Origin of the sequence: Burkholderia sp. HI4860 (assembly GCF_002223045.2) — a bacterium.
In the GTDB taxonomy this organism is placed as follows: Bacteria; Pseudomonadota; Gammaproteobacteria; order Burkholderiales; family Burkholderiaceae; genus Burkholderia.
This window is the reverse complement of sequence record NZ_NKFO02000001.1, coordinates 2,761,265-2,774,402: the sequence shown is the minus strand read 5'-3', so window position 1 is coordinate 2,774,402 and position 13,138 is coordinate 2,761,265. Positions and strand designations below refer to the sequence as shown.

Below are 13,138 nucleotides of genomic sequence, written 5' to 3'. Positions count from 1 at the left end.
CTACCACTCCTCAATCTGGTCGAACGGTTTGGCCGGCGGCTGGTTGTCTGCCTGCTGCCCATCCATGTCAGCGCCCGGTGGTGGCGTGGTTTTGACAGGCGTTGCCGTTGCCTTGAGATGCTGGCGTCGATCCGCGTCGCGCCGCGCCTTGCGCGTAGCCTTCTGCGCGGTGGTAACGATTTCGCGCATCTGGCCGATCATGCGGAACAACGCCGACTCATCCACCTGTTCGCGCCCTTGCTGCCGCAATTTCGCCAGCGCCTGTCGTTGTTCCCAGAGGGTGACAGCCGGGTGCGACAAGGTACGGTAGGGAATTTCCAGGTAGTGCTGCCCCTCTGGTTCCAGCACCCATATGCGGCTGATGTCGCGCGGGTCGCGCCGGATCAGGAACGCAGGCAAGCGGTCCCGCCGAGCTATCCACGGCTTGAGCGCATCGGCGTAGTAGTGGATGTGGTCGATGACGAAGCCGGTGCGGGTCAGCGTGCGGCGGATGATGGGCAGAAAATCGACCAGAAAAGCCGTAGCGCGAGTGATGACGGTTGGCACGCCGGTCCGCGTGATAGCTTCGGCCCAGCGCGCGGCCGGCGGTTGGAGCAGGCCGTTGTGCACGGAGCCGTGATAGGTGCCGACCGCCAATGTGAGCCAGCGCTCCAGCTCGCGCAGTGTCAGGGCGGCCATCTTCTCGGAGGCGTATTCCCCGCGCTGGTCAGGATTGGAGAAGGTCGTCCCCGGCAATTCGTCGTGGATCATCTGCATCGCCGTGCCGATGATCCGTTCCACGATACCGCCGTAGTGCGGCTGCCCGAGCGGGCGATAGTCCAACCGGATGCCATGCTGCTCGCAGCCACGGCGCAGCGCCTCGCTCTTGAACTCAGCCGCGTTGTCCAAGTAGAGCAGTCTGGGCTTGCCGCTCATCGGCCAATCCATCTCTACGTTCAACCCTTCCAACCAAGGGCGCTTGTCGCAGGCGGCATGCACCAAGCACAAGCCGACCGAGACGGCGGACGGGGCTTCCAGCGTAACGACCATGCCAACCACGCAGCGGGTGAATACGTCGATGGCGAGGGTCAGGTATGGACGGCCAATCGGTTGCCGGTCGCGCTCGTCCACCACGATCAGGTCGATGACTGTGTGGTCGATCTGCACCTGCTCCAGCGGCGCGGAGACGGGTGGCGGAACACCACCAACACCTTGCAGGTCGCGGGCGGCATCTTGTCCTTCCCGGCGGTGAGTGACCTCGCGCGGATCGAGGCCGGCGATCCGCAGAGCCACCGTGTTGCGCGCCGGCACCCGCAGCTTTTGCAGCTTGCACGCCCGCACAACTTCGCGGTGGAACGCCGCCAAGCTACGCTTCTGCTTGGTCAGGAAGCGCTTTTGCAGTAACTCGCGGATGATTCGTTCGACCGACTCCGGCAAGCGGCCTTTACCTTTGCCACCGCTCGACTGCCCAAGAGCCAAGTCAGTGACCAGCCCCGATCCTAGCCGGGCACGGCGGATCAGGACGTAGACCTGCCGCCGGGACAGCCCCAATGCCTGGGCTGCCGCGTCGGCCGCTTCATGCCCAACCGTCTCCGACTGCGCCAACGGCCCAATGATCTCCGCGCGACGACGCGCACGCTCCCATGCCTGTTCTGGCAGGGTGGCCACGCCGTGCTCGGTAATCGGTGCGGTATCGGTCGCCATGCTCATCTCGCTTTGGTGCACACGAGTATTGAGCATAGACGAGTTTCGTGCAGAGGAGTCCTGATATCTGGCTGTCAGGAGCCGTATGCACAAGAGGCTTCAAACCGCGCTGAATGGTGCAGTCGTCTTCTGGAAATGACAGCGGCAGAGGCAAAGAAATGCACATGACAGCAGAACGCAGCGCGGATGTCAGGCGTGTTCTGCGGGAGGATCAGCGACACGGCCGCGCCCGTCGGCTCGATGTCCTCTATCGCGGTGGGCGTGACCGTGAGCGAGACCGGTGTGCCGGTGGCGGCACATCGCGAGACCACGTGGGCCGTCCGGTCGATCAGCGCCGGGAAGAACAGCGTATCGAAGGCACACCACGTGTACAGGCGCCGGCCGTCGACCTCGAAAGTGTGCGGGGTCTCACGCAACGTCAAGCCGTAGCCGACGACGTTGCCATAGTCGTCCCACTCCGTGCTTACCGCCTGTTCGAGTGCCACGCTCACCCGCTCGATGGGCCAGTCCAAGGCCAGGGCCAATGCGGCCGGAGAAACCGGCGCCCCCTTGCTGAGTTCACGCAGCAGCACGACAAAGAGATCTGCAAAGCCTTCCAACTGGTTGGCCATCGCCAGGCGCTCGACCAGTTCGGCCGTATGGCGCGCAAGGTTCATCGTCGTCCCCCCACAGGTTATCCCGCGCAGCATGAGAGCTGCTTCACATCCTTCGAGAAGGTCTGCGCAGCGAGCTTGAGCCCCTCGACCATTGTCAGGTACGGGAACAGCTGGTCGGCGAGGTCCTGCACGGTCATCCTTGCGCGGATCGCGATCGCGGCCGTCTGGATGAGTTCGCCCGCCTCGGGCGCCACCGCCTGCACGCCGATGAGCCGGCCGGTGCCGGCTTCCGCCACCAGCTTGATGAAGCCGTGCGTGTCGAAGTTCACCAGCGCACGTGGGACATTGTCGAGCGTTAGGGTGCGATTGTCGGTCTCGATGCCCGCCCGGTGCGCCTGCGCCTCGCTGTAGCCAACCGTCGCAACCTGTGGCTCAGTGAAGACGACCGTCGGCATCGTATCGAGATTGAGACGTACATCACCTCCGGTCATGTTGATCGCCGCGCGTGTACCGGCAGCCGCCGCGACATAGACGAACTGCGGCTGGTTGGTGCAGTCGCCCGCCGCATAGATATCCGGTGCGCTCGTGCGCATGCCGCCGTCGATCACGATGGCGCCGCGCTCGTCGAGCTGCACGCCGGCGCCCGCCACATTCAGACTACCGGTGTTGGGAGCACGACCTGTTGCCACCAGCAACTGGTCGGCCCGCAGCTCGCCGTGGTTCGTGGTGACGACGAACTTGCCATCGGCGTGCGACACGTGGGTTGCCTGGGTCTGTTCCAGCACCTCGATGCCCTCGGCGCGAAAGGCGGCCGTCACGGCTTCGCCGATCGCCGGGTCCTCCTGGTAGAGCAGCGTGTGACGGGCCAGGACCGTAACATGGCTGCCCAGCCGTGCAAATGCCTGGGCCAGTTCCAGTGCGACTACCGACGAGCCGATCACAGCCAGTCGCTCGGGAATCGCGTCGTTCACCAGCGCTTCGGTCGAGGTCCAGTACGGCGTGTCCTTCAGGCCCGGAATCGGCGGCACTGCGGCAGTTGCACCTGTGGCAATCAGGCAGCGATCGAACGACACCGTACGTTCGCCGCCGGCGGTCAGCGTGATCGTGAGCGAATGGCTTCCCGTGAACCGCGCCTCGCCGTGCAGGACGTTGATGTTCGGGCTCGTGTCGAGAATGTTTTCATATTTGGCGTGGCGCAGCTCGTCCACGCGCGCCTGCTGCTGGGCGAGCATGCGCGGCCGGTCAATGGCCGGTGCCGTCGCGGTAATGCCCGCGTCGAAGGGACTCGTCTGCCGCAGATACGCGATATGGGCGGCACGGATCATGATTTTGGAGGGCACGCAGCCGACGTTCACGCAGGTGCCGCCGATGGTGCCGCGCTCGATCAGCGTCACCTGCGCGCCGTTTTCGGCAGCCTTTAGCGCAGCCGCCATGGCAGCGCCACCACTGCCGATCACGGCGATCCGCAGCGCGCTATCACCGCCGCTACGCTTCCCACCAGTTTCCGCCGAGCCGGGCGTCTTGCCGGGCAGGCCTGCTGAGTGGGGTGGCACGTCAGCCACCCTGGCGTGATAGCCGGCTGTCGTCACCGCGGCAGTCAGCGTGTCGTGACTAACCCCTTCATCGACCGTCAGATCGGCTAGGGCTTTGGAATAGGAGACCGCTGCCGAGCGCACGCCGGGCACCTTTTCCAGCGCCTGCCTGACATGCTCGGCGCAGGAAGCGCAGGTCATCCCGTCAATCTTCAAGGTCATCATCGCCTTGCTCCGTTCTTTCATGGATTTAGTTAGATGCGCCACTACTCAACCCTTGCGCACGCTGCCCGTGCACGAATCACACGTATCGGTGGCACAGACGCGTTGGGCCGGGGAGAACAGGTCCCAGAGCGATGTCGCCACCATAATGGCGAGACCGGGATAGAGCAGCCAGCCGCTGCGCTCGCCATAGGCGCGCATCACAAACACGGCTGCCAGCACCAGCAGCGGCCCGATCAGGCCGGGCACGGTACGGCGCCACTGCCGATGCTTGAGCCAGCCGACCGCATTGGCGAACAGCGCGACGCCGGCGAAGGCCGGTAGCAGGATGCGGATGAACAACCCTTCGTACTGGCTCAGGAAGCCCAGACCAATGGTGGCGCCCAGACTGGCGATCGCGGGAAGCAGCTCGCACAGCCCATCGCCGACACGATGCTGCCAAGCAAACCGGCCTTATCGGCCGCGCGCGTGACGAATGACATTGCAGTACCTCTGTAGTTTCAGGGCTTGACCGACGACGGATAGCCCGCGTCCGCCGTAGCCTTGGTCAGTGCCTGGACGCTCGTCTTGCCATCGTCGAACGTCACGACGGCTTCGCGCTGCTCGAAACGGACATCCGTTTTTTCGACGCCCGTAACTTGGGACAGCGCGTGTTTGACCGTAATGGGGCAGGCGGCACACGTCATGCCGGGCACAGACAGCGTAACCGTCTGCGTCGCGGCCCAGACCGGGACGGCAACAACGGCGAGCGCGAGTGCTGCAAGCAGCTTTTTCATGATGAACTCCAGGTTCAATAGAACAGGGGCAGTACGTAGGGGAAACCAACCGCGATCAGTACCAACGCGACAACGATCCAGAAGATGAGCTTGTACGCGGCGCGCACCTGTGGAATCGCGCACACCTCGCCGGGCCTGCACACCGCAACGGGCCGAAAGATGCGTCGGCCGGCGAAGAACAACGCCACCAGTGCCACGCCGATGAAAGCCGGCCGCCAGGGTTCGAGCAAAGTCAGATTGCCGATCCAGGCGCCGCTCACACCCAGCGCGACGAGCACCAGTGGCCCGAGGCAGCAGGTCGACGCGAGGATAGCGGCCAGTCCGCCGGCGGCAAGTGCGCCGCGCCCATTCTGCTGTTCCGCCATACGCTGCCCTTCCGAATATCCACTGAGTAGCGTAACCTTACTTCCGTACCTATGTACGGAGTCAAGCGGTATGGATAACGGTAGCGAAAGCCTGACCATCGGCGCCTTCGCGAAGGCCGCCGGCGTCAATGTGGAGACGATCCGGTTCTATCAGCGCAAGGGATTGCTGCTGGAACCGGATAAGCCGTATGGCAGCATTCGCCGCTATGGCGAAGGCGATGTGACGAGGGTTCGGTTCGTCAAGTCGGCCCAGCGGCTGGGCTTCAGCCTCGACGAAATAGCGGACCTGTTGAAACTGGAGGATGGGACGCATTGCGACGAGGCGAGCAGCCTCGCGGAGCACAAGCTCCGCGACATTCAGGACAAACTCGCCGATCTCGAACGCATGGAAGCCGTGCTCACCCAGCTCGTGTGCGCGTGCCATTCGCGCAAGGGCAACGTGTCGTGTCCGCTGATTGCCTCATTGCAGCGAGGCGAAGAACCACGTGACGTCGGCGCCGCGTAAGTGCCATTCGCCATTAACGTACGCAAAAGTCCGTTTCTTGAGGGCACCCGTTACCGGGCGCGATCACGGTCGCTGCTGCGATGCTGACCGGGCTTGCCGGCTACGGCGTGAGTCTGGTGTTCTTTGTGATCGCGCTCCGGCACCTCGGTCAGCCCGGGCCGGCGCCTACTTCTCGGTTGCGCCGCTTTTCGGCGTGGCGCTATCGTTGCTTATCTGGCCCGAGTGGCCGTCCGTGTCTTTCTGGATCGCCACCGCCATGATGGCGCTGGGCATTTGGCTGCACGTGCGTGAACGACATGAGCATGAGCATACGCACGAGCCTCTCGAACACACGCATCGCCATCGCCACGACGAACATCACCAGCACGAGCACGATTTCCCATTCGATAGCGATGAACCCCATACCCATCCGCATGTGCACCTGCCCATCACCCATTCGCATGCACACTTCCCGGATGTGCATCACCGGCACAAGCATTAGGTGCGCGAACTGAGCGCGTGCAGAACGGCGAGCAGGCGATATGCCACGGGCAAGACGAAGATTACGAGGTGCCGTTCCCGCTCTGATCAGAGGCTAGAAGCTTCGGCAGTCGGCGCCGGTGTACCCTTGGGGCATTACAACTTGTGTCAAACTCTTTTGTCGCAAAATGCTTCTGCGAATTGTGTTGGATTGCGTTAGTGTCAAGCTCTATTTCATCGGTGCCTAACCCAGTAGATCGCTAAGCATCTGATTTTATTGTGCGCGCTGTGTCAAACTCTATTGTTCGTTCACAGCTGGGCCTCAAGCTTGCCAACCTCAATGTTACGGTGAGATGGCTTGGCGCCCTCATCGTTGTATTGCTCTTCCTCGAATTTCTCGAGCGGCTCTGATCCATTGATCGAAGGCACACCGACTCCTTGCAAGCATGGAGAGGGAAAGGTGCCTCCGTCAATTCGGCGGCGTGGGCTTTAGCGTAGATTTTTCTCTGTAGTCTTGTCCGGCCTGACGCGGGTACTGCCGCATCATCCGCGTGCGCTATGCAGGACTTGTGGCCGTCAGTCAGTTGGTGTCGAAGCCGTCACGGGCGCCACTATCGGGTCGAGTCGGCCGGATCAACTGAGCCGATAGGCCTTGCCGGGCGTCACTTCCGCCGGCAGCGGCTCGCGGTTCAGCTCGAGCAGCGTGCGCTCGATCTGGCGCGTCATCGCATCGAGTGCGAGATGGTTCGGCCCGTCGCCGAACGGCTCGGCGATCGCATGCGCGATTGCGTCGAGCGCGATCAGCGTATAGGCGACGAACACACTGACGAACGGCGTCGCCGCGCCGATCGAATCGACGAGACCGAACGGCAGCAGCACGCAGTACGCGTAGATGGTCCGGTGCAGCAGCACGTCGTATGAAAACGGGATCGGCGTGGACGCAATCCGCTCGCAGCCGCTCACCATCGCGACGAGATCGTCGAGGCGCGCATCGAGCATCCACAGCCGCGTGTCGGAGAGATGGCCCGCATCGGCGCGTGCGGCGAACGCTTCGCGCAGCGCGTGCACGATGACGACCGGGCGAAAGCGCGCAGCGGCAACGCGATCGTAAGCGGCGCCGTCGAGCAGCCCGCGCAGGTCGGCGGCAGGATCGGTGCCGCGCAGTTGATGCTTGAGCGCATGAACGTACGCGACGACCGTCCGCACGAACGCGCGCCGCGATGCGTCGTCACGGTCGATCGCACCGTAGCAGAGCGCCTGCGACACCAGCGTGCGCGAGGCGGTCAGCACGCCGCCCCACAGTTGCCGGCCTTCGCGATAGCGTTCGTAGCTCGCGTTGTTGCGAAATCCCGCGAAGATCGCGAGCGTGAGGCCGATCAGCGTGAACGGCGTCGGGTTCAGCGGCACCTTCTCGCCAAGCACGCGGCCGCCGCCCCAGACCGCGACGAGGCTGATCGCGAGCGTCAGCACGAGCTGCGGCAGGATGGTCGGCAGCACCGAGCCGTTCCAGACGAGCAGCATCCGCAGCCAGTGCTCGCGCGGACGAACGATCATCGCCGCGCTCCGTCAGGCGGCAATCGAGGCCGGCGCGGCCGCGCGATGCAGCAGCACCGGAATCGACTTCGACGTCGGCGTGTTGCACACGTCGCCGACGCTGTCGAGCGGCACCAGCGGGTTGGTTTCCGGGTAGTACGCGCCGATGCAGCCGCGCGGGATGTCGTACTCGACGAGCAGGAAGCCCGCCGCGCGCCGCTCGATGCCGTCGTGCCACACGGTTTCCATGTCGACCCAGTCGCCGGCCTTCAGGCCGAGCATCGCGAGATCGTCGCGGTTGGCGAACACCACGCGGCGCTGGCCGAACACGCCGCGATAGCGGTCGTCGAGCCCGTAGACGGTCGTGTTGTACTGGTCGTGCGAGCGCGTCGTCATCAGCGTCATCAGGCGCTCGCCGTGCAGCGCGCGGGCACGCTGGATCGGCGTGTCGGCCGGCAGCGCGTGCGCGATGAAGTTCGCCTTGCCCGTCGGCGTGAGCCATTCGCGGTCGCGCGACGCCACGCGCAGGTGGAAGCCGCCCGGCCGCGCGATGCGCGTGTTGTAGTCGTAGAAGCCGTCGAGCGTCGCCTCGATCGCGTCGCGGATCTTCGCGTAGTCGTCCTTGTACGCGAGCCAGTCGATCTTGCCGCTGCCGAACAGCGCATGGCCGATGTGCGCGACGATCGCGGGCTCCGACATCAGGTTCGGCGACGCCGGCTTGTTCATTCCGTACGACACGTGGACCATGCTCATCGAATCCTCGACCGTCACGCCTTGCGCGACGTTGTCCTGCAGGTCGATCTCGGTGCGGCCGAGCGTCGGCAGGATCAGCGCGTCGCGGCCGTGGATCAGGTGGCTGCGGTTCAGCTTCGTCGTGATGTGCACGGAGAGGTCGCAGCGGCGCATGCCTTCCCACGTGCGAGGCGTGTCGGGCGTCGCCATCGCGAAGTTGCCGCCGAGGCCGATCAGCACCTTCACGTGGCCCTCGAGCATCCCTTCGATCGTCTCGACGACGTCGTAGCCATGGTGGCGTGGCGGTTCGAAGTCGAACACGTGGCCGAGCCGGTCGAGGAATGCCTGCGACGGTTTTTCCTCGATGCCGACCGTGCGGTTGCCCTGCACGTTCGAGTGGCCGCGCACCGGGCACAGGCCCGCGCCGGGGCGGCCGATGTTGCCGCGCATCAGCATCAGGTTCGTCAGCATCTGCACGGTCGCGACCGAATGCTTGTGTTGCGTGATGCCCATGCCCCACGTCGCGATCACGCGCTCGCTGCGCGCATAGAGCCGCGAGAGGCTGTCGATCTGTTCGTACGGCACGCCGCTTTCGGCCGTCAGCGCCGACCAGCTTTCGTTGCGCAGGTCGTCGGCGAATGCGTCGAAACCGGTCGTGTGCTCGCCGATGAATGCGGTGTCGAGCACGCGCGGCGCACCGGCGGCGCGCGCGGCGTCGTCGAGTTCGAGCACGCGCTTCGCCATCCCCTTGATCAGCGCGAAATCGCCGCCGATCGTCGGCTGGATGAACGTCGATGCGATCTTCGTGCCCGACATCGTCAGCATCTCGATCGGGCTTTGCGGATCGGCGAAGCGTTCGAGGCCGCGCTCCTTCAGCGGGTTGATCGACACGATCGTCGCGCCGCGCTTCGCGCACTCGCGCAGCTCGCCCATCATCCGCGGGTGGTTGGTGGCCGGGTTCTGGCCGAAGATCAGCAGCGTGTCCGCGTGTTCGAAATCGTCGAGCGTGACGGTGCCCTTGCCGACGCCGACCGACGCCGGCAGCCCTCGGCTCGTCGCCTCGTGGCACATGTTCGAGCAGTCGGGGAAGTTGTTGGTGCCGTACAGGCGCACGAGCAGCTGGTACAGGAACGCCGCTTCGTTGCTGGCGCGGCCGGACGTGTAGAACGCGGCCTGGTTCGGGTCGGGCAGTGCCCGCAGGTGGCGTGCGATCAGCGCGAAGGCGTCGTCCCATGCGATCGGCACGTAGCGGTCGGTCTGCGCGTCGTACACCATCGGGTCGGTGAGGCGGCCGTGCTGCTCGAGTTCGAAATCCGACTGTTCGAGCAGCTCGGTAACCGTGTGCGCGGCGAAGAAGTCGGGCGTCACGCGCTTGCTCGTCGCTTCCGCGGCCACCGCTTTCACGCCGTTTTCGCAGAATTCGAACGTCGATGCGTGCTGGCGATCGGGCCACGCGCAGCCCGGGCAGTCGAAGCCGTCCGGCTGGTTCTGGCGCAGCAGCGTGCGGTAGTTGCCGCCGGCGACCTTTTCCTTGATCAGGTTGATCGTGACGGCTTTCAGCGCGCCCCAGCCGGCGGCCGGGTGGGTGTACGGTTCGATGCGCGCGGTGGCGGATTTCTTTTTCATGATGCAGCGGGTGTCGGGGTCGATGGGTGCAGAGTACGCGCGGCCCCCGTCCGGCTGTGTGTACACCTGTTCACTTCAAAAAAGAGTACAGTTGCGGCCATTCAGACAGTGCGGATCGCAACTGTATTGTTGAAGGGAAGTTGAAAGGGAGGCGCGTGAAGCGTTACGAACAACTGGCCGACGATCTCCAGGCGCAGATCGAGCGTGGCGTGTACCGGCCCGGCGAGCGGATTCCGTCGGTGCGGCAGGCGAGCCGGCAGCAGCAGCTCAGCGTCACGACCGTGCTGCGCGCGTACCTCGTGCTGGAAAGCCGCGGCCTGATCGAGAGCCGGCCGCAGTCGGGCTATTTCGTCCGTGCGCGCGCGTCGGCGCCGGCCGAGGCCGAGCTGCACATGTCGGCGCCGGCCGCCGAGCCGTCGGCCGTGGACGTGAGCCGGCTCGTGCTGTCGACGCTGCGCTCGATCGCGCGCGACGACGCGGTGCCGCTCGGCTCGCCGTATCCCGATGCGTCGCAGTTTCCGGTGCAGCGTCTCGCGCGCTATGCGCAGACGATCGGCCGCCGCCGCACGCGCTGGGGCGTGATCGACGATCTGCCGCCCGGCAACCAGGAGCTGATCCGGCAGATCGCGCGGCGCTATGCGGAGCGCGGGATCGTGGTCGAACCCGGCGAGATCGTGGTGACGATCGGCGCGACCGAGGCGATCAACCTGTGCCTGCAGGCGGTCGCGAAGCCGGGCGACACGATCGCCGTCGAGTCGCCGACCTTCTACGCGATGCTGCACGCGATCGAGCGGATGGGCATGCGCGCGCTGGAAGTCGCGACGCACCCGGTCGACGGCATCGATCTCGACGCGCTCGAACGCGTCCTCGAACGCGAACGCATCGCCGCGTGCATGGTGATGCCGAACTTCCAGAATCCGCTCGGTTTCCAGATGCCCGACACGCGCAAGCGTGCGCTCGTCGAATTGCTGGCGAAGCATGGCGTGCCGGCGATCGAGAGCGACGTCTATCACGAGCTGCACTTCGGCGACGCGACGCCGAGCGCGCTGAAGTCGTTCGACCGCGACGGGCTCGTGCTGCATTGCGCGTCGTTCACGAAGAGCCTGTCGCCGCGCTACCGGATCGGCTGGGCGATGCCGGGCCGCTACCGCGATCAGGTCGAGAAGCTGAAATTCCTGAACACGCTGGCCACGCCCGCGATCGAGCAGCTCGCGATTGCCGAGTACCTGAAATACGACGGCTACGATTTCCACCTGCGGCGCATGCGCAAGCAGTACGCGCAGCAGGCGAGCCTGATGAGCGCGATGGTGCGGCGTTTCTTTCCGGAAGGCACGCGGCTGTCGCAGCCGCAGGGCGGGTACGTGCTGTGGGTCGAGCTGCCGCGGCAGGTCGATGCGATGAAGCTGTATGCGGCCGCGCTCGCGCAAGGGATCACGGTCGGCCCCGGACACATGTTCTCGGCGAGCACCGATTACCGGCATTTCATCCGGCTCAACTACAGCTATCCGTGGTCGCGGCAGATCGAGGATGCGTTGAAGGTGCTCGGGCGGCTCGCGTCGGAGTGCGCGGCGCGCTGAGTGCAGGGGGCCACGCGGCAGGCGGCGGGCGACGATCGGCCGCCGCCGCATGCCTCACCCCGCGTGCGGCGCCTGCAGCCCGGCTTGCGCGGCGCCGACCATCTGCCGCATGTCGAAGCCCGACGGGTGCTGGTACACACGCAGCCCGAACTCCGGCAGCACCGCGATCAGGTGATCGAACAGGTCGGACTGGATGGCCTCGTAGTCGACCCATGTCGTCGTGTCGGTGAAGCAGTACAATTCGAGCGGAATGCCTTCGGCCGTGAGCGGCAGTTGCCGCGCCATGCAGGTCATGTCGCGGCGGATGCGCGGATGGCCCTTCAGGTAGTTCGCGACATACGCGCGGAACGTGCCGAGGTTCGTCAGCTGGCGGCGGTTCGCCGGGCAGTCGCCGGCCGCGCCGAGCGTGCCGTTCCATTGCTCGATCGCGTCGACCTTGTCCTCGAGATAGTCCTTCAGCAGCGTCAGGCGTTCGAGCCGTTCGATCTCGTCGTGGGAGAGAAAACGCACGCTCGTCGCGTCGACGAACAGCGCGCGCTTGATGCGGCGCCCACCCGCTTCGGTCATTCCGCGCCAGTTCTGGTAGCTCTCGGTGATCAGCTTCCACGTCGGCACGGTGATGATCGTGTGATCGAAGTTCGCGACCTTGACGGTGTTCAGCGTGATGTCGATCACGGTGCCGTCCGCGCCGGCCGACGGCATCGTGATCCAGTCGCCGATCCGCAGCATGTCGTTCGACGACAGCTGCACGCCCGCGACGAGGCCGAGCAGCGTGTCCTTGAAGATCAGCATCAGCACCGCGGACATCGCGCCGATGCCCGACAGCAGCAGGCCGATCTGCTTGCCGGTCGCGTCGCCGATCACGACTAGCGCGGCCGTGATGAACATCACGAGCTTGACGAGCTGCATCGCGCCTTTCAGCGACAGGTGCGGCTGGCCGCGCTGATCGCGCTGGTACGTGCGATGCGTGTGTTCGAGCGCCGACAGCGTCGCGCTGACGGTCATCGTCACGAGGAACACGATCAGCGCGAACAGCACCTTGTCGGCGACCTCCGCGGCCGTCTCGGGGATGCCGGGCACCGCGCCGAGCCCGAACTTGATCACGACGAACGGGACGATGCGGTTCAGCCATTTGAATGCGCCGAACTCGAACAGCGCGTCGTCGACGCGCGTGGCGGACAGCCGCGCGAGTCGCGCGACCACGCGGAACAACAGGAAATGGACGACGGCGGTGATCGCACCGGCGGCAGCGAGCAGGATGAGGGTGCCGACGAGCGGCGCAAACCAGGATTCGTTCAGGGTCATAGGGGCAAACAGGGGCCTTCTTGTGCGTTGAATCGGCGCCGCGGCGCGGCGCGCGCCCGGTGAAGGGCACATGAAAGGGACCGTGATTGTGCCATCGGGTTCCGGGCACGTTACTGCGGGTGCATGGTGCGCGGCTCCCGAATCTCCTCACCATTGCGTAGGTTTCCTCTGTAATCGGGTGAGGGTGGATGGCGAGAGCGCATCACCGCGAGCGGCCGCCCGCGCAT

At 65.2% G+C, this 13,138-nt stretch carries 10 protein-coding genes and 2 pseudogenes; 3 read left to right on the top strand and 9 right to left on the bottom strand.

All coding sequences use genetic code 11. From position 1 onward, the window contains the following. The 6 genes and pseudogenes from CFB34_RS12345 to merT all read right to left on the bottom strand — a co-directional run bounded on the left by CFB34_RS12345 (position 1) and on the right by merT (position 5,174). The gene (locus CFB34_RS12345) at positions 1–1,683 is read right to left on the bottom strand and encodes a DDE-type integrase/transposase/recombinase (RefSeq protein WP_011875634.1); all 1,683 of its coding nucleotides are present in this window, start codon (positions 1,681–1,683) and stop codon (positions 1–3) included. A gap of 74 nt (positions 1,684–1,757) precedes the next feature. Next, entirely contained in the window at positions 1,758–2,339 is a 582-nt protein-coding gene (gene merB / locus CFB34_RS12340; RefSeq protein ID WP_080324417.1) for an organomercurial lyase MerB, read from the bottom strand. 17 nt (positions 2,340–2,356) lie between these two features. After that, entirely contained in the window at positions 2,357–4,036 is a 1,680-nt protein-coding gene (merA, locus tag CFB34_RS12335; RefSeq protein WP_089460186.1) for a mercury(II) reductase, read from the bottom strand. Between the two features lie 45 nt (positions 4,037–4,081). After that, positions 4,082–4,515 (bottom strand): annotated as a pseudogene (gene merC / locus CFB34_RS12330) (organomercurial transporter MerC). 18 nt (positions 4,516–4,533) lie between these two features. Then, positions 4,534–4,809, bottom strand: coding sequence for a mercury resistance system periplasmic binding protein MerP (merP, locus tag CFB34_RS12325; RefSeq protein ID WP_027813558.1), 276 nt, complete (start codon positions 4,807–4,809; stop codon positions 4,534–4,536). Between the two features lie 14 nt (positions 4,810–4,823). Further along, positions 4,824–5,174: a mercuric ion transporter MerT gene (gene merT, locus CFB34_RS12320; protein WP_027813559.1), complete on the bottom strand. Its 351-nt coding sequence runs from the start codon at positions 5,172–5,174 to the stop codon at positions 4,824–4,826. Between the two features lie 70 nt (positions 5,175–5,244). Here merT and merR point away from each other — a divergent pair, with 70 nt between their 5' ends. Next, positions 5,245–5,679 (top strand): Hg(II)-responsive transcriptional regulator, encoded by a 435-nt coding sequence (merR, locus tag CFB34_RS12315; RefSeq protein ID WP_027813560.1) that lies wholly within the window; start codon positions 5,245–5,247, stop codon positions 5,677–5,679. A gap of 71 nt (positions 5,680–5,750) precedes the next feature. Then, a pseudogene (locus CFB34_RS12310) lies at positions 5,751–6,160 on the top strand (DMT family transporter); the annotation flags it as partial. A gap of 611 nt (positions 6,161–6,771) precedes the next feature. Here the strand turns inward: CFB34_RS12310 and CFB34_RS12305 are convergent. Beyond that, on the bottom strand, positions 6,772–7,692 hold the full coding sequence (locus CFB34_RS12305; RefSeq protein ID WP_089442240.1) for a bestrophin family ion channel: 921 nt from the start codon (positions 7,690–7,692) through the stop codon (positions 6,772–6,774). A 12-nt stretch (positions 7,693–7,704) separates the two neighbouring features. Further along, positions 7,705–10,029, bottom strand: coding sequence for an FdhF/YdeP family oxidoreductase (locus CFB34_RS12300; protein ID WP_089442241.1), 2,325 nt, complete (start codon positions 10,027–10,029; stop codon positions 7,705–7,707). A 155-nt stretch (positions 10,030–10,184) separates the two neighbouring features. Between CFB34_RS12300 and CFB34_RS12295 the strand changes: the two genes are divergently transcribed. Beyond that, entirely contained in the window at positions 10,185–11,606 is a 1,422-nt protein-coding gene (locus tag CFB34_RS12295) for a PLP-dependent aminotransferase family protein (RefSeq protein ID WP_089442243.1), read from the top strand. 54 nt (positions 11,607–11,660) lie between these two features. Here the strand turns inward: CFB34_RS12295 and CFB34_RS12290 are convergent, their stop codons facing one another. Next, entirely contained in the window at positions 11,661–12,911 is a 1,251-nt protein-coding gene (locus CFB34_RS12290) for a mechanosensitive ion channel family protein (protein WP_089427251.1), read from the bottom strand. Positions 12,912–13,138 lie beyond the last annotated feature (227 nt).